This is a genomic window from Paenibacillus tyrphae (genome assembly GCF_000722545.1).
Classification (GTDB): domain Bacteria; phylum Bacillota; class Bacilli; order Paenibacillales; family NBRC-103111; genus Paenibacillus_G; species Paenibacillus_G tyrfis.
This window is the reverse complement of record NZ_JNVM01000010.1, coordinates 390,812-415,506: the sequence shown is the minus strand read 5'-3', so window position 1 is coordinate 415,506 and position 24,695 is coordinate 390,812. Positions and strand designations below refer to the sequence as shown.

The 24,695-nt window shown below is 50.2% G+C and carries 26 protein-coding genes, 1 pseudogene, 2 riboswitches and 1 other annotated feature; of the genes and pseudogenes, 8 read left to right on the top strand and 19 right to left on the bottom strand.

Annotated features, from left to right (window positions below; translation table 11 throughout):
• Positions 1–140: 140 nt before the first annotated feature.
• The 5 genes and pseudogenes from ET33_RS14285 (at position 141) to ET33_RS14270 (ending at position 3,340) form a co-directional block, all read left to right on the top strand.
• Positions 141–488 carry a hypothetical protein gene (locus tag ET33_RS14285; RefSeq protein WP_036682273.1) on the top strand — a complete coding sequence of 116 codons (348 nt, stop codon included), beginning with the start codon at positions 141–143 and terminating at the stop codon, positions 486–488.
• 124 nt (positions 489–612) lie between these two features.
• Positions 613–748, top strand: a riboswitch (cyclic di-AMP (ydaO/yuaA leader).
• Between the two features lie 6 nt (positions 749–754).
• Positions 755–1,516 carry a CAP domain-containing protein gene (locus ET33_RS14280; protein WP_088834040.1) on the top strand — a complete coding sequence of 254 codons (762 nt, stop codon included), beginning with the start codon at positions 755–757 and terminating at the stop codon, positions 1,514–1,516.
• 142 nt (positions 1,517–1,658) lie between these two features.
• Positions 1,659–1,742: riboswitch (cyclic di-GMP riboswitch) on the top strand.
• Between the two features lie 66 nt (positions 1,743–1,808).
• On the top strand, positions 1,809–1,991 hold the full coding sequence (locus ET33_RS14275) for a hypothetical protein (protein ID WP_036682270.1): 183 nt from the start codon (positions 1,809–1,811) through the stop codon (positions 1,989–1,991).
• Positions 1,992–2,303: 312 nt separating this feature from the next.
• Positions 2,304–2,384, top strand: a pseudogene (locus tag ET33_RS39740) (helix-turn-helix domain-containing protein); the annotation flags it as partial.
• Between the two features lie 98 nt (positions 2,385–2,482).
• Positions 2,483–3,340, top strand: a complete 858-nt coding sequence (locus ET33_RS14270; RefSeq protein ID WP_036682267.1) for an NAD-dependent epimerase/dehydratase family protein — start codon at positions 2,483–2,485, stop codon at positions 3,338–3,340.
• A gap of 48 nt (positions 3,341–3,388) precedes the next feature.
• Here ET33_RS14270 and ET33_RS14265 read toward each other — a convergent pair whose 3' ends face one another.
• The 9 genes from ET33_RS14265 to ET33_RS14225 form a co-directional block, all read right to left on the bottom strand.
• A complete protein-coding gene (locus ET33_RS14265; RefSeq protein WP_036682264.1) occupies positions 3,389–3,787 on the bottom strand; it encodes a DoxX family protein in 399 nt (132 codons plus the stop codon).
• Positions 3,788–3,868: 81 nt separating this feature from the next.
• Entirely contained in the window at positions 3,869–4,180 is a 312-nt protein-coding gene (locus ET33_RS14260) for an ArsR/SmtB family transcription factor (RefSeq protein ID WP_036682262.1), read from the bottom strand.
• Between the two features lie 438 nt (positions 4,181–4,618).
• A complete protein-coding gene (htpG, locus tag ET33_RS14255; RefSeq protein WP_036682259.1) occupies positions 4,619–6,499 on the bottom strand; it encodes a molecular chaperone HtpG in 1,881 nt (626 codons plus the stop codon).
• 165 nt (positions 6,500–6,664) lie between these two features.
• The gene (locus tag ET33_RS14250; RefSeq protein ID WP_036682256.1) at positions 6,665–7,150 is read right to left on the bottom strand and encodes a YbaK/EbsC family protein; all 486 of its coding nucleotides are present in this window, start codon (positions 7,148–7,150) and stop codon (positions 6,665–6,667) included.
• A gap of 38 nt (positions 7,151–7,188) precedes the next feature.
• Entirely contained in the window at positions 7,189–8,727 is a 1,539-nt protein-coding gene (locus ET33_RS14245) for a 2-isopropylmalate synthase (protein WP_036682254.1), read from the bottom strand.
• A gap of 97 nt (positions 8,728–8,824) precedes the next feature.
• Positions 8,825–9,054 (bottom strand) — a binding site (T-box leader).
• A gap of 48 nt (positions 9,055–9,102) precedes the next feature.
• Positions 9,103–9,672 (bottom strand): isochorismatase family protein, encoded by a 570-nt coding sequence (locus ET33_RS14240; RefSeq protein ID WP_036682249.1) that lies wholly within the window; start codon positions 9,670–9,672, stop codon positions 9,103–9,105.
• Positions 9,669–10,781, bottom strand: a complete 1,113-nt coding sequence (locus ET33_RS14235) for an AbrB family transcriptional regulator (RefSeq protein WP_036682247.1) — start codon at positions 10,779–10,781, stop codon at positions 9,669–9,671. Before ET33_RS14235 ends, ET33_RS14240 begins: the two co-directional genes overlap by 4 nt.
• An 80-nt stretch (positions 10,782–10,861) precedes the next feature.
• The gene (locus ET33_RS14230) at positions 10,862–11,263 is read right to left on the bottom strand and encodes an Rrf2 family transcriptional regulator (RefSeq protein ID WP_036682245.1); all 402 of its coding nucleotides are present in this window, start codon (positions 11,261–11,263) and stop codon (positions 10,862–10,864) included.
• A 172-nt stretch (positions 11,264–11,435) separates the two neighbouring features.
• Positions 11,436–12,341: a DMT family transporter gene (locus ET33_RS14225; protein ID WP_036682243.1), complete on the bottom strand. Its 906-nt coding sequence runs from the start codon at positions 12,339–12,341 to the stop codon at positions 11,436–11,438.
• Between the two features lie 96 nt (positions 12,342–12,437).
• Here ET33_RS14225 and ET33_RS14220 point away from each other — a divergent pair, with 96 nt between their 5' ends.
• Positions 12,438–13,316, top strand: coding sequence for a LysR family transcriptional regulator (locus ET33_RS14220; protein ID WP_036682241.1), 879 nt, complete (start codon positions 12,438–12,440; stop codon positions 13,314–13,316).
• Positions 13,317–13,386: 70 nt separating this feature from the next.
• Here ET33_RS14220 and ET33_RS14215 read toward each other — a convergent pair whose 3' ends face one another.
• Positions 13,387–13,749 (bottom strand): winged helix-turn-helix transcriptional regulator, encoded by a 363-nt coding sequence (locus ET33_RS14215; RefSeq protein ID WP_036682239.1) that lies wholly within the window; start codon positions 13,747–13,749, stop codon positions 13,387–13,389.
• Between the two features lie 196 nt (positions 13,750–13,945).
• Between ET33_RS14215 and ET33_RS14210 the strand changes: the two genes are divergently transcribed.
• On the top strand, positions 13,946–15,112 hold the full coding sequence (locus ET33_RS14210; protein WP_036682237.1) for an MFS transporter: 1,167 nt from the start codon (positions 13,946–13,948) through the stop codon (positions 15,110–15,112).
• A gap of 70 nt (positions 15,113–15,182) precedes the next feature.
• On the opposite strand, the gene ET33_RS14205 is transcribed toward ET33_RS14210, so the two are convergent.
• Both ET33_RS14205 and ET33_RS14200 read right to left on the bottom strand, forming a co-directional pair.
• Complete coding sequence (locus ET33_RS14205; protein ID WP_036682234.1) at positions 15,183–15,653, bottom strand: VOC family protein; 471 nt, start codon at positions 15,651–15,653, stop codon at positions 15,183–15,185.
• A gap of 133 nt (positions 15,654–15,786) precedes the next feature.
• Positions 15,787–16,458, bottom strand: coding sequence for an O-methyltransferase (locus ET33_RS14200; protein WP_036682232.1), 672 nt, complete (start codon positions 16,456–16,458; stop codon positions 15,787–15,789).
• A gap of 125 nt (positions 16,459–16,583) precedes the next feature.
• Between ET33_RS14200 and ET33_RS14195 the strand changes: the two genes are divergently transcribed.
• Positions 16,584–17,486, top strand: a complete 903-nt coding sequence (locus ET33_RS14195) for a LysR family transcriptional regulator (RefSeq protein WP_036682229.1) — start codon at positions 16,584–16,586, stop codon at positions 17,484–17,486.
• 7 nt (positions 17,487–17,493) lie between these two features.
• Here ET33_RS14195 and ET33_RS14190 read toward each other — a convergent pair whose 3' ends face one another.
• The 7 genes from ET33_RS14190 to ET33_RS14160 form a co-directional block, all read right to left on the bottom strand.
• Positions 17,494–18,030: a DUF5991 domain-containing protein gene (locus ET33_RS14190; protein ID WP_036682227.1), complete on the bottom strand. Its 537-nt coding sequence runs from the start codon at positions 18,028–18,030 to the stop codon at positions 17,494–17,496.
• A 176-nt stretch (positions 18,031–18,206) separates the two neighbouring features.
• Positions 18,207–19,439, bottom strand: a complete 1,233-nt coding sequence (locus ET33_RS14185) for an ISL3 family transposase (protein ID WP_081890322.1) — start codon at positions 19,437–19,439, stop codon at positions 18,207–18,209.
• Positions 19,440–19,458: 19 nt separating this feature from the next.
• Positions 19,459–20,640, bottom strand: coding sequence for an MFS transporter (locus ET33_RS14180; RefSeq protein ID WP_036682222.1), 1,182 nt, complete (start codon positions 20,638–20,640; stop codon positions 19,459–19,461).
• A gap of 79 nt (positions 20,641–20,719) precedes the next feature.
• A complete protein-coding gene (locus ET33_RS14175) occupies positions 20,720–21,010 on the bottom strand; it encodes an ArsR/SmtB family transcription factor (protein ID WP_036682219.1) in 291 nt (96 codons plus the stop codon).
• Positions 21,011–21,152: 142 nt separating this feature from the next.
• Positions 21,153–22,529: an MFS transporter gene (locus ET33_RS14170; protein WP_036682216.1), complete on the bottom strand. Its 1,377-nt coding sequence runs from the start codon at positions 22,527–22,529 to the stop codon at positions 21,153–21,155.
• Positions 22,530–22,706: 177 nt separating this feature from the next.
• Positions 22,707–23,132 carry a MarR family winged helix-turn-helix transcriptional regulator gene (locus tag ET33_RS14165; RefSeq protein WP_036682214.1) on the bottom strand — a complete coding sequence of 142 codons (426 nt, stop codon included), beginning with the start codon at positions 23,130–23,132 and terminating at the stop codon, positions 22,707–22,709.
• Positions 23,133–23,326: 194 nt separating this feature from the next.
• Positions 23,327–24,688 carry an MDR family MFS transporter gene (locus tag ET33_RS14160; protein ID WP_051775329.1) on the bottom strand — a complete coding sequence of 454 codons (1,362 nt, stop codon included), beginning with the start codon at positions 24,686–24,688 and terminating at the stop codon, positions 23,327–23,329.
• Between the last annotated feature and the right edge of the window lie 7 nt (positions 24,689–24,695).

The window sequence follows — 24,695 nt, the reverse complement described above, 5'->3', positions numbered from 1 at the left end:
CAAATATTTTTACCTAATGCAAAATTTATTCTATAAGGAAATTTTCTTATAGTCAATAAAATTTGTTATTTCAGGGAAACATTCAAGAGAGCCCGATGGCTCTTCACTCGGCTTTTACTATGGAGGAGGTCCTTCAAATCATGTCCGCTGTTCTCGGCTTTACGTGTCTTTTTATCGGCCTGGTGATCGTCAATGCCGTCTACTCGTATCAAAGCAAACACATCGATCCCGCCTTCGGATCAACGTTTCTTTTTCAATTGAAGATGCTCCCTTTGTTTCTTCCCGCGAATCTGTTAATCGGGTACGGTGTTCGCTGGGTACAGCAAAGCTTCGGTCAACTAACAACGGCTCTCGTATCAGCCAAAATCATCGAGCTTCTGGTATGTCTGCTTATGGGATATATGTTCATGCAGGAGATGCCGACGTGGAAAACTTGGGTCGGGCTTCTCATTATCATTGGCGGGTTTATACTGATGAAGTGGAAGTAAGCAGCGCTGCGTCTGGAAGACTTTGTGGGGTGAAATCTAGCGATCCTCGTGATAGACTGTAAGGGCCCTTGAGAGACCGGGTGGGACGAGACGTTCGGCTTCACCGGTTCTGTCGAGAGGACAACTACATTCAAGGCCGAAGCTTCTTTCGAAGCGCGGGGGAACCCATCTTTTGGGGTGAAGCCATAACTCTATGGCCGGGTGATTGCTCTTTGACCCGAACCCGTCAGCTAACCTCGCAGGCCGAAAAAAGGAGAGGATCTTTTTTGAATCGCATGAAAAAAACTGCTTTGGTGAGTGTTTTGGCCCTTACTTCGGTGTTCGGAGCCGGTATGGCATCTGCTTCCGCAGCACCATGCCCCGTTACCGATAACAATACGTTGTCGACGATTTCTCAAAAATACGGCATTGATCTGTCCTCGCTGCTTAAGTCGAACCCGCAGCTTTCCAATCCGAATGTGATTTGGAAAGGAATGATCATCAACCTTCCGGGATGCGATAACGGATGGCAGCCAACGACTCCGGTGAAACCGCAGCCGGTTCCTGCTAAGCCACAACCGACGGCGCCGGTGAACACTCAGCCGACAACGCCAGCCAAGCCGCAGCCGACGACTCCGGCACAACAACCGGATTCCGGTTCCCAGCAAGGGACAAATCAATCCGCTTTTGCCAGCCAAGTGGTGAATCTCGTGAACCAAGAACGCGCGAAAGCCGGCCTTCAGCCGCTTGCTTCCGACAGCGCCTTGACCTCTGTGGCATTGGCCAAAGCGAAAGACATGTATAATAACAATTACTTCGATCACACGTCTCCGACGTACGGGTCTCCATTCGATATGATGAAATCTTTCGGCATTCGTTTTTCGTATGCCGGTGAAAATATCGCAAAAGGCCAGCGTTCTCCGCAAGAGGTAATGAATGCATGGATGAACAGCCAAGGTCACCGTCAAAATATTTTGAGCCCGAACTTTACGAAAATCGGCGTTGCTTACTACAACGGCGAATGGGTTCAAGAGTTTATCGCGAACTAATAGCAAATCTCATACAGATATCGGATCGGTCCCCTTACTGGGGATCGATTTTGTTTTTTTTGAAAAATAGGCATTTCTAAAATTTTTTTTAGAAAATTCCGTATGAAACGATACAGACATATTCAATTGTTTACTGGTATCATGAAGTCAGGTAGGCAATGAACTCGAATCTGTATATGGGCACTTGGATTCGAAGGAGCTAGTAGTGCAACCGGACCATCTTTCTTAGCCGTCGCTAGGAAGGGTGGTTTTTGTTTTTCAATCATTTTTTTCTAACTAGGGGGTATCCTAAATGAAGCAACCGATAGATTGTCAACTTCTCATCGAACAATTAGAGATCCCGCTGGAAAAATTCGAAGCGTGGAAAAAAGAACAACTTAAACATATGAACACAGAAACCCATGAAATAGCCATGAACGGGAACGGGACGGCGGATTATTTTGAAGATTCTCTGCGTCCGTCTTCCGAAATTTGATTAAGGTCATTCCCCACAAAAACTTTCCCCACCAGCCAGATTGCCGTTTCCCAAGGACGGGGGCATTCCGGTTCTCCACATCCCCGCATTCGTCGCTCCGGGAGATTTGTCCCATCTTGAGGCGTCTCCCGGCGAATCAGACTAACAGTCCGCAGTCAAGGCAATATGACCTTCGCTTCGTGCATCCAGATGGGGACCGCTTTAATAATTGCCTAAGACCGTGTACATACTAACAACAGACAGAGCAGGATAATTACTTATTCCTTCAACCCTTCTGCAACTCTCGCCAAATGAGGGAAGGACGAATATGTCTCGCTGGAGATCATCGATAAGATTTGTACGCATTTCGGCATTCAGCCGAACGTTATCATGGAGCATAAAAAGGATCGATAATGCCTTCATTGTCACAAAATTGCGCCCGTCACTGTCTTGTATAATGAATCAAAAATACAAGGCATATTTAGAATGCCGTTCAACGGGAGGCAAGGTGTATGAAAATATTGGTTGCCGGAGCAACCGGTGTCATCGGACGTTCGCTGCTGCCTATTCTGGTACGGGAAGGCCATGATGTGATTGGCATGACGCGGAATGAAGCCTCGAAAAGCATCATTATGGAAATGGGGGCATCCCCACTGGTTGCAGATGCTTTAGACCAGGAGTCCGTGATCGACGCACTTCGGGAAGCGCGTCCGGAAGTCGTCATCCATCAGCTCACTTCTTTAAGCAATTACAACTTGGAGGACAATGCCCGAATCCGAATAATCGGAACCCGAAATCTGGTCGACGCCTCGCATGCGGTCGGGGTGAAACGTATGATCGCACAAAGCATATCGTGGACCTACGAGCCGGGAAATCATCCTGCCACGGAAGAGGTTCCTCTGGATTCGAAAGCGCCGCAGCCGCGAAAAAGGACCGTTGACGCAGTGCTGGCTCTGGAGCAGGCGGTCGCCGAAATGCCGGAATACGTCATTCTTCGATACGGTCTGCTCTACGGTCCCGGAACGTGGTACGACCGCAACGGACTGATGGCCGAGAAGGTGCGGCGCAAGGAGCTAAAGGCGACGGAAGGAGTAACTTCCTTTCTGCATGTCGAAGATGCGGCGCGAGCAGCGGCTGATGCGCTGAAATGGCCGAACGGGCCGGTGAACGTCGTGGACGACGAACCCGCTCCGGGAACGGAGTGGCTGCCCTTCTATGCCGCAGCAATCGGCGCACCCGTGCCGGATATCCAGGAAGGCAGCAATCGCGGCGAACGCGGGGCAGCCAATGCCAAGGCGCGAAAAGACTATGGCTGGAAGCCGCTTTATCCGACTTGGCGCGAAGGCTTCCCGGCAAGCTTGCAATCCTAAGCGAAAAGGGCCGTCGGGATGATTCCCCCGACAGCCCTTAACGCCGTTCTATGACAATCTTGCTGGCTGACTTTTCGTTGCTTGCCCTTGCAGCTTGCGGTGATGAAAAATATATGAGCCGGCAATTAATCCGAAGCCGATGAAGAAAACAAGCCAGCCGCTTGCCGGGTCACCTACTGCAATGCTCGAATACATTGCCCCTGCCAAATCAATGACAAACCCCGCATAAGCCCATTCCTTAATTTTGGGAAATCCCGGAACCAGGAGCGCGATAACCCCTAATAATTTCGCCGTGCCGATAAACGGTAGGAGATAAGTGGGATACCCCAGATGATCGAATAATACCACAGCTTCGGGAACCGATAAAATATCCGGAATCGAACCTAACGTCATCAACGCCGCCAGCAATCCTGTAAAAATCCAGTAAACAGTTACGATCTTCTTCATTCCCATCCCTCTTCCTTCATTCGGAGTCGTGTTAGTCTCATCCCGATTTACTTAAGCTTTGCCAACTGCTCTTCGAGACGCTCACTTCCTTTGCAGCTCCTGCATGTAATTACCCAAGCGGTCGAGCTTCTCATCCCAGCTGTGGCTAAACGATTCTAGCCATGCCCCCAGCTCCAGCAGCGGCTGAGGTCTAAGCTTGCAGATCCGCCGGTTAGCGATCGCCTGCACCTCGACAAACCCTGCGGCGCTAAGCGCACGAAGATGCTTGGAAGTTTGCGGCTGACTGAGCCCAAGCCGATCGGCAATTTCCCCCACGGTTAAGGGGCCTTCCCGCAAGAGCTCAACCATGCGCAGCCGATTCGGCTCGGAAAGAGTTCGAAAGGTCGAATTCATGTTCTAAATATACCCGATTAGGAATATTCCCGTCAAGGAATATTGAAGATGTTTTTTTAGCTACTCCCCCCACCCTGCAGGACGAACGACAAAAAAACCGACCCCTGCGAGGGTCGGCTAGAGTGTTGAGAAAGAGGTTTTGACTAAGATAGAGATACATACGGAGGTGGGGTATCCACTGGAGAAGCGATAGCGGCCACCTTTGTCTTCGGGAAATGTCCGCTAACAAGCGGCTTCCAATCAAATTTCCCGAGGACCCGGGGTCCCCGCAAAGTACTAGGATTAAGCCTCCCAGATTCAGCTTCACTTTGCGGGGTGGGGCAGCGGTCGGAAGTGGATACCCCCCCCCTCGTAACCTCTATTATCTTAATTAGCCACGTTCTTAACACTCGGACCGCCCCCCTCTAGGGCCGGTTTTTATGTGCGTGAGCCTGTATTTTACACCATAATTTTACAAATATCGTTCGTAAATTCGACCGGATCTTCTATCGGCAGCCCTTCGATCAACAGAGCTTGGTTGTACAAGAGTGCCGTATACAGATTCAGCTTCTCTTTATCCTGCTCGTATGACGTCTCCAGCGATTGGAATACCTCATGATGGATATTGATTTCCAGAACCTTTTCCGCCTTAACACTAGGATTGTTCGGCATGGCGTTCAATATTTTCTCCATCTCGATACTGACGTCACCCTCCGTAGACAGACATACGGGGTGAGACTTCAACCGCTTCGAGGCTCTGACACTGGTTACTTTGCCTTCCAGCAGACCTTTCATGTAGTCGAACAGCTCTTTGTGATCGTTTTTGTCGGCATCGTCGTTGTCCTTGTTGTCTTCCGCTTCAAAGCCCAGATCGCCGCTGGAGACGGACTTGAATTCTTTGTCCTTGTATTTCATCAGCATCTTGACGGCGAACTCGTCGATATCGTCGGTAAAGTACAAGATTTCGTAGCCCTTCTCGGCGACAAGTTCGGTTTGCGGAAGCTTCTCGATTCGTTCGTTCGACGGTCCGGAAGCATAGTAAATATACTTTTGGTCCTCCGGCATTCTCGATACGTAATCCTCCAGCGTGACCAGCTTCTTCTCCTTGGAGGAGTAGAACATGACCAGATCCTGCAGCACCTCTTTATGGCTGCCGTAATCGCTGTAAACTCCGAATTTCAGCTGTCTGCCGAACGATTTGTAGAACTGCTCGTATTTCTCTCTTTCATCCTTAAGAAGGCTTAGTAGCTGGCCTTTGATTTTGCTTTCGATATTTTTGGCGATCAGCTTCAATTGGCGGTCGTGCTGCAGCATTTCTCTGGAAATGTTGAGCGATAGGCTCTCCGAATCGACCATCCCTTTGACGAAGCTGAAATAGTCCGGCAGCAGATCGGAGCATTTGTTCATGATCAGCACGCCGTTGGAATACAGCTCCAGCCCCTTCTCGAATTCCTTCGTGTAGTAGTCGAAAGGAATATTTTCCGGGATAAACAGGATCGCCTGATATACCACGGCCCCGTCGGCGCTGATATGAATATGCTTGATCGGCTTGTCGAAGCCGTAATGCTTCTCCACATAGAATTTCTCGTAATCCTCGGCCGTCAGCTCGCTTTTGTTTTTTCTCCAGATCGGGACCATGCTGTTAATGCGCTGCTCTTCCGTGTAATCCTCAAATTCGTTGTCGCTGCCTTCCTTCAACCGCTTGGAGGTAACGTCCATCTTAATCGGATAGCGGATAAAATCCGAATATTTCTTAATGATTCCCTTCAGACGGTATACTTCCAAATACTCCTCGTAGCTCTCGTCCTCGGTGTTCTCTTTGATCTTCAGAATAATTTCCGTACCGATCGTTTCTTTATTGCAAGGCTCAATCGTATAGCCTTCCGCGCCTGCGGATTCCCACTTGTACGCGCTATCGCTGCCCAAGGCTTTGCTGATCACCGCTACCACGTCGGCGACCATAAAGGCCGAATAAAATCCGACGCCGAATTGGCCGATGATATCGTGGCCGTCCTTGAGTTCGTTTTCCTTCTTGAAAGCGAGTGAACCGCTCTTGGCGATCACACCGAGGTTCGTCTCCAACTCTTCCTTGGTCATCCCGATCCCGGTATCGAGGATTGTCAACGTTCTGCTGTCCTTGTCCGGAATCACTGTGATATAGTAGCTGTCTTTGTCGAAAACCAGCGTATCGTCAGTTAACGCCTTGTAGTAAATTTTGTCGATGGCATCGCTGGCATTCGATATCAATTCGCGAAGAAAGATTTCTTTTTGCGTATAAATCGAATTGATCATCATTTCCAATAATCGCTTGGACTCGGCTTGAAACTCTTTCTTTTCCATTACGAAATCTCTCCTTTTTGGACAATAAAGGGTAACAATGGCTGCAAACGCCCACGCTGTTAGCACTCTCTATCTTCGAGTGCCATCCTTTATTTTTTATAACATTCCTCCTTTTTAATGTCAACCCAAAAGAAAAAACGCCTGGAAGCCCAAGCGTCTAGCGTTTTATTCCTTTTTGACGGACGTTACTTGCCCGTGCGTCATAGCGGCCAGCTCATCGGGCGTCAGCTTGAATACGGCTTTCGGATGTCCCGCCGCCGCCCATAAGGTCGGGTATTGAAACAGGTCTTCGTCGATCATCGTCAAAATCGGCTCCGGATGTCCGATCGGCGTAACGCCCCCGATGACAAAGCCCGTATGCTCCCGCACGAAATCCGCATCGGCCTTGACAAGCTTATCGTCAATGCGACTGGAGATGAGCTTCTCATCCACCCGGTTCACGCCGCTCGCGACAACCAGAAGCGGCTTATTCGACGGCTTGAGCCGGAAAATGATCGATTTTGCGATTTGCGCCACCTCACAGCCTATGGCGTCCGCGGCTTCTTGGGCGGTTCGAGCACTGTCCGGCAGTTCTACTACCCGGTTCGGATATCCCAACTCCGTTAATTTGTCCTGCACGCGCTGCGCGCTTTCCTTTAACTGACTGCTCAAAACGTTTCCCTCCGATAGGTCCGGACTGTCGATCCGGCCTATTTTTCGTCCTTCACAAGGTCCAGCAAGATACCGTTAATCCCGTTCAGGAAAGCATTCGCACTGGCCTTGATAATGTCCGTGTCCATCGCCCGTCCGGAGTAGATTTTGCCTTGATGCTCAATACGAATGTTGACCCGGCCGACAGCCTCCATGCCTCGGGACAAGCTGTTGATTTTATAGTCCTTGAGCTGGATATCCAGACCAACCAACGTTTTGATCGCGCTGTACAAGGCATCAATCGGACCGTCGCCCACGGCGCTGCCTTTCATCGACTCCGAGCCCTTGTTCAATTTGACAGCAGCCGTCGGGTTCTGATCGTTGCTCACCACCTGGAAGGACTCCAGCTCGTATAATTGCTTGCTGCTCTGCTCGACGGTCCGGTGATTCGTGACGAGATAGAATACGTCGTGATCGTAAACTTCTTTCTTCGCATCGGCCAAGGCAAGGAACTTCGCGAACAATTGCTCGAAATCGTCGGCATCGCTCGTATCGAAGCCCATTCTCGCGACGCTATTCTTGAAGGCGTGCCGTCCGGAACGGGCGGTCAGGATCAGCTCCATGCTATCCGCACCGACCTCTTCAGGCGACATGATTTCGTATACCTGTTTGTCTTTCAACAAGCCGTCCTGATGGATGCCGGAGGAGTGCGCGAAGGCGTTCTCGCCGGTAATCGCTTTGTTGACCTGCACATCGAGCCCCGTCAAATGGCTGACCAGCCTGGACGTTCGGTGCAGCTCCGTCGTATTGATATCGGTAAAGGCGTTAAAATGGTTCTCTCTGACCTTAAGCCCCATCACGACTTCCTCCAACGAAGCGTTGCCTGCCCGCTCGCCTAAGCCGTTGATGGTGCATTCGACCTTTTCCGCCCCGTTCTTGATCGCGCTCAGCGTATTGGCCGTTGCCAGACCGAGGTCGTTGTGACAGTGCACGCTAAGAATCACGCGGTCGTCCAAATTTTTGAGCCGTTCGTTGATTTTGCGGATCAACTCGCCGAATTCCTCCGGAACGGCATAACCTACCGTATCCGGCACGTTAATCATAGTCGCTCCCGCTTTCACGACGGCCTCGATCGTCTTCCACAAGTATTCGAAATCCGACCTTGATGCGTCCTCCGTGGAATACTGCACTTGCGGAAGCAGCGTCTTGGCATACTTGACCGCGTCAACACCCATTTGCAGGACGGCTTCCTTGGAGCGGCTGAACTTCTTCTCCACGTGGATGTTCGAGGTGCCGAGCACAATATGAATAAGCGGATTCTGCGCCAGCTTAATGCTTTCATAGACCGCGTCGATATCGCTTTTGACCGCCCGGGCCAAGGCTGTGATCGAGACGCTGTTGCCTACGCTGCGGGCAATTTCTTGGACCGCTTGAAAATCTCCCGCGGACGAGGCAGGAAAGCCTGCTTCGATAATATCTACATTAAGCCGCTGTAACTGCTGGGCAATCTCTATTTTTTGATGAAGATTCAATTTCGCGCCTGGAACTTGTTCACCGTCACGCAGCGTAGTATCGAACACTATAATTTTACGTTTCATCCTCTGTTCCTCCCGTAATCGCATTTTTCTATATCTATATGTGAAGCGGGGTTGATTAAACCCGGAATTTAACCAACAAAAAAACCCCGTCTCTATGTATAGAGACGAGGTTGAACCCGCGGTACCACTCTAATTCATTTCCTAAGAAATGAGCTCAATTCGATGGCCATCACCATCTATCCCTGTAACGGTGGAACTCCGGCTTACCCTACATGTCAGGCAGCTGTTCATAGACGAGTTCGAAATGAACGACGTTACCGTTTCGCACCAACCAACGGCTCTCTGAAAGGTCATTGCACTTCTACTATTTCTAATCTTCACATTTGAATATTGAATTATTGGTTATTATAGGGTAATCCGATCGACTTGTCAAACCTATTCTGCACCGCCTGCTTCCGCCAGAAATTGCTCGGCGCTTCTGACCTTGCCGATTCGCGGGAAAATGTAGTTGCAGGAAGCTTCGTGCTCCTCCTTGCTGAAGGTCTTCATGGCATCCGTGATGAAGATTTGGTGATAGCCGAACTGAAATGCTTCCCTCGCCGTGCTTTCCACCCCGATATTGGTGGCGATTCCGCACAAGACGATCGTATCGATCCCTCTCCGGCGAAGCTGAAGATCCAGATCCGTACCGAAAAATGCGCCCCACTGCCGTTTCGTGACCACGTAATCGTCCGGGCGAACGCCCAGCTCCGGGACGAACTCGGCCCAGCCTTGAGGAGGCTGAACGGCCTGAACCGGCTGATCCGTTGCCGGCATTAATCTGTCCTGCCCGTCGTGGAAATCGACATTGACGAAGGCGATAAACCCGCCTTTCTCACGGAACAACCGGACAAGCGGGACAGCCTTCTCGACCACGTCTTGTCCGTTCGAGGTTGCCACGATTCCCTTCTGCAAATCGATAAGGACCAAAGCTGTTTTTTGAAAATTCACTTGTAATGGCATCATTGAGTTTCCCTCCGTTTGGTTTCTTTGCGATTATATCGGAACATCGCCTTCAACAAAGGCGGTACCGCGAAAAAGATAAAAAAGGTACGAAACAACTGATAGCCGGCCACCATTGACAAATCCGCATGAATCTCATGGGCGATAATGCCCATTTGATCCATCCCCCCGGGAGCGAGACTTAACAGCCCGGTGGCGGCGGAGACGGACTGGAGCTTGGTCAGCAGCACGCTCAAGCCCAAGGCCCCCAGCATCAGCAGCAGTCCGCTGCCAACCGCCAGCGAGATCGTCCGCACCTTATGCGTCAACCGGCCCGGCTTCAGCATCAGCCCTACGTGAACGCCAATCAAGAGCTGCGCCGCGTTAAGGACAAAGGACGGAAGCGGCGGTCCCTGAAAGCCGGTCCATTGAAGAACCGCCGTTCCGATAGCCGGACCCAGCAAAAACGCGGTCGGGAATTTGATCTTGTTCCCCAAAATGGCGCATCCCACGCTGACCAGCGCATAAACGAGCAGGTTCAGAATCATCCCGCTGTCCCAACCCGCCGAAACGGCGGACAACGGAGCGCCGGACCCCGAACCTTCGTGCGCTTGCCCGAAGAGCGGACTCGTTACCAGCAAGGGCACGCACGTGATGATCAGGATCAGCCGGATCACCTGCGTGACGGTGACGACTGTGAGATCGACCCCGTCGGTTTCCTCCGCCAACACAAGAACCTGCGTCAGCCCTCCGGGTATGCTTCCCAGCAGCGAGGATTTGTAATCGATCTCCGCCAGCCTGGAGACGGGATAGGCGATGCCCGCGCACCAAAGAAGCAGCAGCAGCGTCATGAGCAGCATTGACGGCAGCTGATACGACATTTCCTTCAGCGCCGCCGCCGTCATGGCCAGCCCGATCGTGTACCCGACGACGATCATGCCTGCGTTTCTGAACTGCCCGGGCCATGCGAAACGTCCCTTGAACACATTCGATCCGATCAAAACGGCGAACATCGGACCCAGCAGCCAGGGGATCGGCAGATGCAGCAGCTTGAACGCGATGCCGCCGATGACAGCCGCAATCAGAGAGTAGGCGATCCCGGTGAAGCGGATCGGGGTTTTTCGTTTATCCATTACTCTCCCTCCCTATCTTTCTATCGTTATTTTGAATAATATGTGCATTTTTATGCACATATTAGAGTAAAAAAAAGAGATCATTCGAGCAGGTCGGCAATCGTATAGGTGCCCAGCACATGGTCTACCTGCACAATAATGTCGGTCATGAGTTTCTGAAACGATTCGTTGACCTTTTTTCCAAACAAATGATTTCCTGTCGTATCCAGCATCTGGTTCCATAAGGGCTCTTCTTCGTGCAAAGCGTTATAGATCTCGGACAGCGTAATCTCTCCGGGCTTTCGGGTCAACTGATAGCCCCCTGCTCTGCCCTGCTTCACTTCCACAATGCCGGCTTCCGCCAGTTGAGCTAAAATTTTGCGAAGCGCTGTCGGCTCGCAGCGGATCTCTTCCGCCATTTCGGCACTGGAACGCTGCTCCGAAGATAAGGCGAGTACGATTAAAGCTTGCAGCCCGAAGCCGAACCGCTTGATTTGTGCCATGTTGCCCTGAACAGCCTCCTCCGGCCACTGCTTTTAATGTGCTTAATTTAGCACACTTTAAAACAAAAAACAACCCCGACTTTTATCGCGCCCGCATCAAGCCCGCCGGCCAAACGCAAGCTCACGTCGGGGGTTATCTTTTTTTTCGCCAATTGGCGCTGTTCCGATCCGTTTACCTCTGTAATCCTGTCGGCTTTTTCACCAAGCGTATCGATCTTGCATTGACCAGCAGAATGCTGCCGACGATGAGCACGAGTCCCGCCACCAAATTGACCGATATCCGCTCGCCCAGAAACAGGACGCTGCAAGTAATCGCAATCAGCGGGATCAGAAACGTAAACGCTCCGACCTTACCGGCTTCGCCGGAGCCGACAAGCTTGAAGTAAGCGAGCCAGCCTAGCGCAATAACGAAAACCGAAATAAACAGCAGACTCGATACGAACGGAACGTTCCAGACGATATCCGTCCATTTTTCCAGGACAGAACCCGAACCCAGCAGCAAAATGCCGCCGATCATCAATTGAAGCGCCACGGCCCAGACCATATCGACCCGCGCCGACATTTTCTTCGTATACATGGTACCCAAAGCCCAGCTCACTGCACAGCCGAGAGCGAGCACGATCCCGGTAACGGACAGATGTCCGGCCAGACTGCTTGCGCTGATCTCGAATACGCCAAGGAATCCGAGCACAAGCCCGATCCATTTCAAGCCGAACATCTCTTCTCCCAGCCACAGCCAAGATAAAATCCCGAGCAATACGGGCTGTAAGAAAACGATAGCCGAGAAGAGACCGGCCGGCAAATAGTTCAGTCCTATCGTTTGAAGGCCGTAAAAAAGAATGATGTTCAGTACGGACGAAATCACATAAACGGGCCACGTCTGCTTCCAATTGAGCTTCTTGTAGCCGGGCAAGGCGACGCAGATGAGAATCAATCCCCCGATGCACGTCCTCAAGCCTGCAAATAACAAAGGCGGCGAAAAGGAAAGCGTATATTTGGACAGCGGCCAGTTGATTCCCCAGACGATAACGAGAAAAGTGAGATACAAAGCCGCCCGCGAGCGTGAGAGCTGCAACACGATGAACACTCCTTGTTGTCAATGTTTACTCATGATACAATAACTATCGAAATAAATAAAATGAATGTTTATTATAAGGAGCATACCATAAGTGTTATGACCCATTCCCAAATTCAACTGTTCGTCAAAATCGCCGAAACCGGGAGCTTTACCAAAGCCGGTCATGAACTGAATATGACACAGCCTGCCGTTAGCCGCGCCGTCTCCACGCTGGAAGCTGAGCTCGGCGTGACTCTCCTGATCCGCGACCGCCGGAACGGGATTATTTTGACGGACATCGGCGAACGCCTCTTGATTGTGTTCCGGGATATTTTGCAGGGCTTCGAGAAGGTGGAGCAAGAAGTGATGGCCGAAAAAGGCTTCGAAGTCGGGACGATTCGGATCGGCTCTTTCCCCTCGGCTTCCGCTTATTTTCTGCCCAAAATTTTCAGAGTCATCGGGGAAAAATATCCCCGCATTCAATTCGATCTGTACGAAGGCACCATCGATGACCTCAGAGAACGGCTGGCCTCCAGAATGATCGACGTCGCTTTTCTCATTCCCCCGCACGATGAATTTGAAATTACTCCCTTGCTGAAAGAAGAGATGTTTCTGTTCATCCGGGACGACCATCCTCTGGCAGACCGTTCGACCATTCATTTACAAGAATTGAGCGACGAGGCGATGATCATCTGCAACGGAGGCTATGAAATCCCGATCTTTGAGCGATTCCGGGAAGCCGGGGCCCGTCTCCAGGTCAAATATATCGTCCATAACGTGAATACCTCGTTGAACATGATCCAAGAAGGTCTCGGTGTGGCGATCATGTCGAACATCTCGGTTGCCCTGTCAACCTTGCCTCCCAACGTTCGAATGCATGCTCTAACGCCTCACCCTTACAGAGAAATTAACCTGGCGGCTCCTTCCCTGCAAGAAGCTTCCATTGCTGTAAAGTTGTTTATCCAGACCGCACGAGACTTGTTCGGGGAATCTTAAAAGCCGTGCGCTCCGGCAAACGTGAAAGAACCGCGAATCCCAGCGATGGGACCGCGGTTCTTTCTTTTTATCAGACTTGCCTTTGTTCCTCCGGCGGGTTCCCGGCCTCCGACTTCCCCCACTTGGCGGCCCATTTCTCCATTTCCTTGAGCGCAGCCTGAAAATCCAAACCCTTTTCCGTCAACGAATATTGTACGGTTACGGGGACCGTAGGAAAAACTTCGCGGCGGACAATCCCGCTGTTCTCCAAATGCCGCAGTACGTCCGTCAAAGATTGCGTCCTGACGACCGCCACATCCCGATGAAGCTGCTTGAACCGTTTGGGCCCCTTGGACAGCTCGGCAATGACTAGGAAAGCCCATTTCGCTCCCAAAATTTGCAGCACCGAGCAGATGCTCGAGAACCCTTTCTCCTCTTCCTTTGCAGGCTCCATGCCCTTCACCAACTTACTTTTATTTAGTTAGTCAAAACATTTGGATAATATCCAAACATTTTGCCTCCTTACGTAAAATACGTACCCTTATTATAATACAACCAAGAGATCTCGCAATCCCAACCGCCGAATCGGCATGCGCCGGCCATGACCCGATTTCGGCTGCTGTCCCGGACAGCGGAAAGGAATGATTCAAATGCATCGCATGTCTATTTATACTCTTGCGCTTGGCGTGTTTGTAACGGCAACCTCCGAGCTTGTCGTATCCGGCATTCTTAATGTCATTGCCGAAAGCTTAAACATTTCCCTTGCCCTTGCCGGGCAATTGATTACCGCTTACTCCCTTGCCTTCGCCATTGGCACCCCGGTCGTCGTGTCCGTCACTGCCCGCTTGGGACGCAGACAAGTATTGCTAGGCTCACTGGCGCTTTTTATTGTGGGCTGCTTGGTATCGTTCGGTAGCTCGAACATCGTCATCCTGATGGCCTCCCGCGTCATATTGGGAGTAAGCGCGGGCGTTTATCTTGTCGTAGCAATGGGCGTGGCCGCCAAATTGGTCCCCCGCGAGAAATTGGGCAGCGCCATCGGCACCATCATTCTAGGCTTTAGCAGCGCCATGATCTTGGGCGTTCCGATCGGGATCGCGATCACGAATTGGCTGAATTGGCAATCCATCTTCCTGATTCTGGGCTTGTTCAGCTTAGGGATTACCATCGTCATCTGGCGTCTTCTCCCGGATATCGAAGGGGATGCGCCGGTTTCATTCCGGCAGCAGTTCAAAGTGCTGGGAAGCGTCGTTGTCGTAAGCGGCCTGCTGCTCACGTTTTTCCGGGAGTCGGGAAATTCGATCTTGTTTACTTATTTGACGCCGTATCTTCAAGGCAGCCTTCATGTCAAAGCCTCGAACATAAGCTTCATTATGCTGGCTTTCGGCATTTTCGGCGCCATCGGCTCCCGGCTGGGCGGCTACGGCGTCGATCGATGGGGAGCGGCCCGAGTCATTACGTTCAGTATTGCCGTTCATATCACCGCACTGGTCGCGCTGCCATTCGTTTCCGACATACCTGGAATCGGGTTGGCGCTGCTGGCCGTCATCGTCTTTTCCATGTTTGCAAACGGCCCGGCGATCCAAAGCTATTTTATTCAACAAGCGCCGGAGTCGTCGAATCTTGTGCTTAGCCTGAATACATCGATCGTGCATTTGGGATTGGCCGCGGGAGCTGGAACGGGAGGACTTATGATCAACGCCGCTTCCACCCTCCAGTATAACCCTTGGACCGCGAGTTTCATGCTGGTGATCGGACTGGCGGCCGCCTTGGTCAGTTTCACGAGAGGGAAGAAGGTTGCGGTCAAGCCCGCTTAACGGTGAAGATAAAAAGAAGGCCGTACCCTCTTCAAAAGAGAGTACGGCCCGGGATGGCGCGTAGCCCGAGCTATCCCTCATAAGCCCGCTTTAAAGCTTCGATGTCCAGTTTATCCATTTGAAGCATGGCCTGCATCACGCTCGCCGATTTCCTGGCATCTTTGTCCTGCAGCAGCTCGCCCAAAATCTTGGGAACGATCTGCCACGACAGCCCGTACTTGTCCGTGAGCCAGCCGCATCTTCCTTTCTCCCCGCCTTCGGAGAGTTTCTCCCACAGCTCGTCGATCTCCTGCTGTGTCTCGCAGTTCACGAAGAACGAGACGGCCGGGGAAAAGGTGAACTGCGGACCGCCGTTTAAGGCCATAAATGTTTGCCCGTTGAGCTGGAACGTTCCCGATATGACCGTTCCCTTCGGACCTCGTCCGCCTTCTCCGTAGCGTGTAACGCTTTCGATCTTCGAATCTGCAAAGATGGAGGTATAAAAATTCATCGCTTCTTCCGCTTTGCCGTCAAACCACAAGAAAGGGGTAATTTTTTGCATACGCATTCGCTCCTTTTGCATTCGATTGGAATGAATGTCCTCTCGCCTGACCTTACAACTCCATCTTAGCATACAAAAAGGGACGCGGCTTCTTGCGGATTGCTGTTCTGCCTCGCGCATGGCTTTCGCCGAATTATCCGTTAACGACTCCTAAGACGAACCCATCGTATCCCTTACTGCCAACAGTCTGAATCGCCGTAGCGGATATCCGGTCTTCTTGCGCCAGCAGGTCATAAAACTCCCTGACTCCATTGACACGGGGGTCTGTGCTGGCTTCGTCAATAATCTCGCCGCCGCGGATGACATTGTCCCCGATAATGATCGTCCCGGGGCGGGAAAAGCGAAGCGCCCATTTCAAATATCCGGGGTTATTCGGCTTATCCGCGTCAATGAATATGAGATCAAAAGGTGCGGTTCCTTCTTCTTCCAGCCTAGCCAACTGCTCAAGCGCGTTCCCTACCCGGAGCTCCACGACGCCCTCCACCTGAGCAAGGGATACATTCGCCTGCGCTACCTCCGCATGCCGCGGATCGAGCTCCAGGGTAACGAGACGCCCGTCCGCCGGCAGCGCCCTCGCCATCCAAATGGTGCTGTAGCCTCCCAAAGTTCCGATTTCAAGAATACGTTTGGCGTTTTGCATCCGGACAAATAATTGCAGCAGCTTTCCTTGGGCTGCAGATACGTCGTACGGCGGCAAGCCCGCTTGCCGGTTTGCGGACAAAACCTGCTCCAGCACGGTGTCGTGAGGAATAAGTTTCTCCGTTATATACTGATCGACCCGGCTCCACATTTCCATTGCATCCATGTTACCCCAGCTCCCTTGTTTTGATTTTGACTTCCGCATTGATTTTAATTGATTCGAAACCATAAATATAATATATTGTTTTTACTATTTCATATATTTTATATATAGAACTAAGGAGACTTGTCATGAATCTTCATGCCCTGCGACTATTTCATACGATCGCTTCCACAGGAAATGTAACCCGCGCCTCCGAACTGTTGAATATTAGCCAACCGGCCATTACGGCCCAGATCAAAAAATTTGAAAAGGAGCTTTCCATTTCTCTATTGAAGCCTAGTGGAAGAGGAATTGCTCTGACGGATGCCGGAGAAAAAATAGCGCTGCTCGCAAAAAGGCTGTTCGCGGTAGAACAGCAGATCGATCAATTTTGTCACGAATACCGCGACGGCACGAACGGACATATTCGATTGGCTGCGACCTATTTGCCGGCCCAGTTTCTGATTCCCGCTTGGATCGCGAAGTTTAAACAGCAGTACGAACAGGTAGAAATGACGATTACAACGACCAATTCAAGCGATGCGCTCAAGCAGCTTTTACAGATGGAAGTGGACCTTGCGGTTTATGGAGGACTGGCGGAGGAATACCCGGATGCGATTCAAACGGAAGAGTTGTTTCGCGATGAGCTGTGGTTCGTGGTAGCGCCGAATCACAAATATGCGAATCAGCAAGTTTCGCTGGGCGAAATGATGAAGGAGCCTTTCGTCATGCGTGAGGAGGGAAGCTCGACACGGGAAAGATTGCTGGCTTTATGCCGAACCTACAGCGTATCCAAACCCCGAATCACGCTGCAGTTTAACGGATTGCATGAAGCGATCATGGCCGTTATCGCCGGATATGGCGCCAACTTCGTTTCTTCGTTGGTCGTACGGGAGTATGTACAGCGCGGCGAATTATGCCGGGTTTACGTCGAGGGCGTCCGGCTGCAAAATACAATTGCCATCTGTACCCGCAAAAACGAGCCTTTGTCCGCCGCTGCTGCAAATCTCGTACGGATTATTCGTCAATCCGGAGAGGATGCGGCACAATAGACCGAGCTCAGCTTGAGCCAGCCGCCTTCTCAAAGTAAGTCTTGCCGGATTCGGCATGATCCTTGAGCATGGGGTGAATTTTCCCCCAAAACGTGTTCAAAGCCGAATCTGTTTTTTCCAGTCGCAATAAGACGTCTCCGGGACTATATGGCTCCCATAAGTTATCGGGTAAATACTTTTCAAAAATGATTTTTATCCCTTTGCCGTCCCCCTCCACTTGTGCTTGAAGTCTTTCCATCGTTTGAAAGCCATCAATATCTATTGTCGCGTAGTAGCTTTTATCCTCTTTATATATCGAAATTCGATAAAACCTATTTTGATCCGGAGGGGCGTATTCCGAAAATTCATACTCCCCGACCCACGATTCCATTGGTGAAGAGGCTATGGTCGGTTTCACTTCTTCCGGTTTGTTTCCCGAAGGCGCATGCTGAACGTTATCGTTTAACGCCGAAGATGGAGGATTAACGCCGCATCCGATCATCGAAACGATGACGAGGGCGAGGATTGCGCTCCCTATTGATCTCGCGATCACTTTATTTATCATTTATGGGATTCTCCTTGTCGTTCACTTACATCGATCCTTCCAATCGTTTCCTCCCCTTTACAGGATTTCAGTATATCTAAAAGATGGAAAAAATTCAAAAACGAAATTAGGCGGTTTCGGTCGATCACCGGGAAATTATAAAAAATGAGTATACGGATTTTATAGTGGAAAAGGGCTTATAATTCGCCCTTCTCCAATTTCTCAATCATGGTTGAAATGTCGATACCAAAAAGTTCTCTACGCTCCTTTGTAAGTCCTTCTGTAAAGAATATTTTGGCTCGTAAGGCTTCAAATGAATAGCCCCTGCCTAAACGGTGAATGACACGGACAAGGCTGTTCAGAGACTCCGTATAGGCGTTTGTGATGCGATGGTCGAAGTAGGCGAATATCTCTTTTTCCCAGTTTGCCACAGCCTTTGTAAGAGGCTCAAAAGCGGATTGGAGTTCCTTGGGTATTTTAGATTTCCAAAGGTAGTATTGGAGGAATGCCTTTTGTCTTGTATCGCTTTCCCAAATATCGAAAAAGGACTCCTTTAATTCATACGCAATACCGAGAGAGGGGTAATTCTCAATCCACAGGTCAAGCGTTATCTTTTCCATCTCCGTGAGCTCTTTGTGGCGTTTCGGAAGGATAAAACGGTCGTGCATAAGCCCCCGACGTTCCTTCGGTGTTAAGCCCTCTCGAAGCTGTTTGCGAATGGTTTCTAACGCTTGGTTCGCCATACGGACAACATGAAACTTATCAATAATGATAGTCGCCTTGGGCAATACAGTCTTTACAGCGTCCTTGTACGGTTGCCACATATTCATAGCAACGTACTGTATTCGTCCTCTGTTTGGAAGGCGTGAGAGGTAGCCTACAACCTTTTCCTTGCTCCGATTGGGCAGAACGTCTAACAAAGTACGTTCCTCGATGTTGGTCAAAATGCATCTTGGTTTAATCATGTGAATTTGGTCTATACCAAGCCAATTAGGGGTTTCAAATCGTAACGTTTCTTTCAGACGGTTACTATAATCCCGAAAAATATTGCGTATCGTCTTTTCGTTAAGCCCTACGTCCTCTGAAATACTGACGAATGTTCGTTTAAGACTTTGCTTCTCAATGTAAGTCAACAATCGCTTGGTGCAGTTCCGTCTTTCGTCAATGGTGTGGTCTAAACGTTCCCAGAAGGTTTGAGAACATTCACGACAACGATACCTCTGACGCTTTATAAGAAGCCCTACACACTTTCCGTGGATAGGCAAGTCCATACAAACCTGTCCCCTATTATCGTGCTTATAGAGGTTCGCATTGCATCCACAATGAGGGCAAGCTGAAGGTGGAGAGTTCGTCACCACTTTTATTAGAAAATCAAACTGATTCTCAAGAATACTTAGTATGTTGAATTTTGGAAGATTTAGAATATCCATTTGAATTTCTTCTGTGCATTTACGATGCATGTTCCTTTTTCGTTTTCGAGTGAGTAGTCAAAATACCGCTAAACATAAAAGATAACAATGAACCGGCAAAGCAAATAGCCGCAAATATGCCTACGGCGGAAAAACCGTTAAAAGTCGCATAAATCAAGCCTGCGATCCAAGAGCCGAGTGTTGTCGCAGCGTACATGATCGAATTGGCCAAGCTTGAGATCGTGCCACGGATTGTCGGATTTAACGAATTCAGCAGTCCCAAAATCAGCGGAAATGCGATTCCCATATTAACAAAAATTAAAAAGCATACACCTTCGAAAACCGAAACCGATGGAAGGTGAGGCAAAGCAATAAAACATGCAATAGAGACAAGAAAACCCACAACCATCGTATTGAAACGGTTTAACCTTTTGATCACATAAGCACCGCTAATGCTCCCGACCATATTTCCAAGACCAAGAAAAAACATCACGTACCCCACTTGATCAATCGAAAGGTGAAAGCGGTCCGTCATCCATTTTCCAATGAAAGAAAAGGCAGCAAAGAATCCGCATTGAAATAAGAAATGAGCCAGGAAAGATCTTCTCGCTATTCGGCTTGTCAATAGTGGGACGTATCTTTTAAATATTGGAATCTTGGATCTTTGGTCATGCTTCGGTTTCATTTCGGGCAAAGCATAAAAAATAAATATCGCCACCAACAACGAACATACTCCGATTGTAAAAAAAGGATAAGACCAATGGGTTGTAGCAAGCAGGCTTCCAATAGGTATGCCGAACGCCTGGGAAGCAGCCAAACCTGCCATTACGATTCCCGATACTTTGGCGATCTTTGGCGCAGGAAACAGAGCAGGAATCGAGGCCCAGACTTGAGGCGCTGTAAATGCTGCGCTGACTCCGGCTAAAAAACGGAATAAAAACATCGACCAAAAGCCTGTGGCAAAGCCACATAAAATTGTTGAAACCGAGAAGCAAACCATGCCGGAAAGCATCACTTTTTTTCGATCCCACCCATCGGAAAGCGGTCCGGCAATCAATGCAAATACGGCATAACCTAAAGCATAGGCTCCCACCATCCAACCGGAATACTCGGTCGAGATATGAAACAAGCTCTGAAGAGTGGGGATGAGCGGAGAAATCAAAAATGTATCGGTACCGATCACAAACATGATGAGGAAAAATAATGCTGTTAATTTTTTCATGCTATTTACCTTCTCCTATCGTAATTAGTTTCGTAGTTAAATAACTATTGAACTAATAAACAAAAAAATAGATTTCTTTCTACAGCGTATCCAGAAATCCAGGCAAGCAAGTTTGAAAAGTCTCTATATCGATACTCATATACTTCGTTTGAGCTTCTTTTCGTACCTTGATCAATTTCGCCTCCCTTAATGTACGCAAATGATACGAAGTATTCGATTTCGAAGTATCGCGAATGTCCATTACTTCTCCGCAATTCATCTCCTTCTTGTTGGTGTACAGAGTTCGAATGATATCCAGTCTTGTTTCATCAGCTAATGCCTTAAATATTTTGACCCTTTGCTCATCATTAACCATTATTTGAGTAGTCATAAAACCATTGTACTACGATATCGCTACAAATCAAGGCTTTAGCAAATTACCACCATATTCTCCGATTTATAAGTGAGATGCTTTTAGTTTGTCTCCACTATAAACGTCGCCCCGAAAGGACAAAGAAGCTGTTCATGGAAAGTTAGTCCGCTCTCTTGGCAATACGGAATGATACGAGAAAGCTCAGGACGATGAAGAGCAGCTGAGTCAATAAGGCCAGCATGATTCCCGTAAAGATACCTTGGCTAGAATGCTCGCTTACAGCGATTAAAGCGCCGCCGATTCCGATGCTCACTCCCGGGCAAAAAGCGTCGACGAATTGAAGATACGCGGAAATCTCGCCTTCCTCCCCCGAGCGGGCATGCTGCAGCGCAATGGCTCCTGTCGTCGGATTGGCCAACCCAATGCCGAAGCCGGTAAAAATTTGCGATATGACGGCAAACCCGATTCCCCCACTCTCCAACCCTACAGCAGTGATGACCAGCGATACGCCGACGATCATTAAGCCAATACCGGCTGTAACCCGCTTTTTTCTGCCGCGGCCGCTATCCTTTTCGTCCAGTTTGGATTGCAGCCAAGCTGCGGTGGACCAGCTTAATGCACCTGCGGCGACGATCAGCCCGGCAAGGTCTGCGGGCAAGCCTTTGACCTCCGTCAGAGCCAAGACGACATAGCTCTCGGTAGCAACATAGCACGCAACATACAGCCCCCTTGAAACAATGGTGGCCGGCAGCCCTTTTTTGACGGTAAACGTTCCCGCAGGGAGCAGTTGCTGCAGTGGCCGGACCATGATGATCAACCCGATAAGCGCAAGTGCAATGCCCTTCCAATCGGAAACAAAGCCCAGCCCGCTCAGCAGCAGACTTGTACCTGCCGTCAGCAATACAGCGTATCCTTCCTTGCGTCCGCTTTTTTGAACTGGAGCGCTAGCCGTTTGAAGCTTGCGAAAGGAAGGAAGCGTCAGCAATACGGCCAAGGCGATCAAGGGCAATACAAGCCAAAATACGAATCTCCACGAGACATATTCGGCCAGCAGCCCGGCAATATACGGACCGATCAACGCCGGCAAAATATAAGCGCTGGAAAACGCGGCCAAAATTTTCGTCCGGAGCGCATCGGGATAGCTTAACGTAATGCTGTAGTACACGCATGTGACAATAGCGCCTGCGCCAAAGCCTTGAAACGCTCTCCCCGCGATTAACATCGGCATATTCACGGAGGTGGCGGCAACCAAAATACCGGCTACAAAAATAACGATAGACAAAGAAAAAGAGCGATGCACGCCGATTTTGCCGATTTGCTGGCCGATAACCATCGTGCCTAATATTTGCGTCAACAGAAATGCGCTGAAGATCCAGCCGTATAACGAGATGCCGTTCAAATGCTGTGCCAAATCCGGCGCGATGGTCGTAATTGCCAAGCCCTCGAACGCTACGGTAGTTACAGCCAAAATGATACCGATGGTCAATGCCCGATAACGAGCGTCAAAAATGGCTGCCTTGCTTTCACCTTTTTCCATTCTCTCATCCCCTATTTACTTGCTAGAACATTAGTTGCTTTAGCAAGTATAAGTTATAAAAAAATTATAGCTGTTAACACCTAAGCTGCATTAAAGAAACTAAAAAATAGTCTTGTCTATAGTTGCTATAGCAATTATATGATTAAAAAAACGCAAAGCAGTAAAACGGACAAATCTCTACAAATCCTTCACGTTATTGTACATAACGGCAAGTATTCTTCTAAAAGTCTCGACTTCTTCCTCGGACAAGCCTTCGACCGTTTTCTTATAAGCTTCGATCGACGGAGCAAGGATGTCCTCCTTGATATCTCTGCCCTTCGGCGTTAAATATACCCGCAGCGATCTGCGGTCCGTCTCGTGGGTTACACGATAAACGAAGCCCTTCTTTTCCAGCTTGAACAGCATCCGGGCAATGTTCGTCTGATCTTTATACAGCCTTTCCGCAAGCTCTTTTTGGGTGATCCCCTCCTTCTCCCAGAGAATGACCAATATCTCCCATTGGTCCACGGTAATATCGAAAGGGTTAACGACCTTTTGATAATAATTGTTAAGCTTCAAATCCGCGCGGTGTACGATAACGCCGATATACTTTTCTAATTCCAATGGCAGCCTCCACCATAGTCGACATGATTATAGTTGCTATGACCATTATAATTTGCGTAGTTGGGAGTGTCAATCGGAAAAATGGTTACTTTTTCATTGGGTGCTTTCGGTGAGCATCTTTACCCGCGATACATCTAAAAGCAAAAAAGCAGCTTCGAGGTGACATCACCTGAAGCTGCCTTTTTCTTATCTGCTTACGTCTTCTTTTGTGCCGCAGCGCCCTTTTCGTCACCGAACAGCTCCCGATTGGAAATGCCCGGAAGCCCCAGCGAGACTAGAAAGGCCAGCACCGTAACGGCGGAGACGCAGATGAAGACCACGTGAATGCCGTGTGCCAGATCCGCGGCTTCGCCAGTGGACGCGAATGCATTGAACACGACGCCGAAAATCGCGATAAACACCGTCTGACCAAGCGTGTTCATGAGTGCACTCGTCGACATGGCGATGCCGCGCTGGCGGTTTTCAACCGCGTTCTGCATCAGAATCATGAGCACGGTTCGGCTAACACCGAGGCCGAAACCCGCCAAAAGCATGATGACGAAGAACACCGGCACCGGTGTGGCCGTCGTGATCACTGCTAGCATCCCCCCACTGAGCATGAGCAGACCTGCTCCGAGGACGGCGACCCGCTTGGGCGGAAACCGTCGCATGAGCTTGCCTGCGGCTGTCGCGCCGAGCGGCCATCCGACCGTCGCGATGGCGACCGCGAAGCCCGACACGATCGGTGATTGATGCTTGAGCGATTGCAGCCAAAGCGGGAAATAGACCGTCGTCGCGATAGGAAAGGCGTACGCCAGAAAGCTGAACAGGTTCGGAATGAGGATAGCCCTGTTCCGAAATAGCTCCAGCGGCATGAAAGGCTCGGATACGCGCCGCTCGACCGCCACAAAAGCAATGCCAAACAGCACGAACATAGCTGCGAATATCAGATTGACCGGCGAAAGGAAGCCGCTCTCTCCCCCGAACAGCAGCACAATGAGCAGCGACGAAATACTCGCCAGAAACGAGACCGCTCCGATCCAATCTATGGATCTGCCCGCCGGCCGGAACGTCTCCCTGAACGCGAACGATAGCAGCAGCAGCGACGCCAGACCGAGCGGCAGGTTGAGGAAGAAAATCCATCGCCAGTCGGCGAATTGGACGATCAGCCCTCCGATCAGCGGTCCGACGATGCTGGACAGAGCCCACACGCTGCTGAAAATCCCCTGCAGTCGGGTCTGTTCCTCCGGCGTATAGATGTCGCCGATGATGGTCATCGTGATCGGAAAGATCGCCCCGGCACCTAGTGCCTGCACAGCTCGGAAAATGACAAGCTGCAGCATCGTTGCCGCCGCCCCGCAGAGGACGGAGCCGAGCAAAAAAACGGCGATGGCGATCATGAGAATGCGCTTGCGGCCGTACAGATCCGCGAGCTTGCCGTAAATCGGCGTGGTGACGGCCGTGATGAGCAGGTAAACGGAGAACGTCATGTTCATCAGTTCCATGCCCTTCAAATCATCGACGATGGATTTCATCGCCGTGGTGACGATCGTCGCTTCCATCGCGCTCAAGAACATGACGATG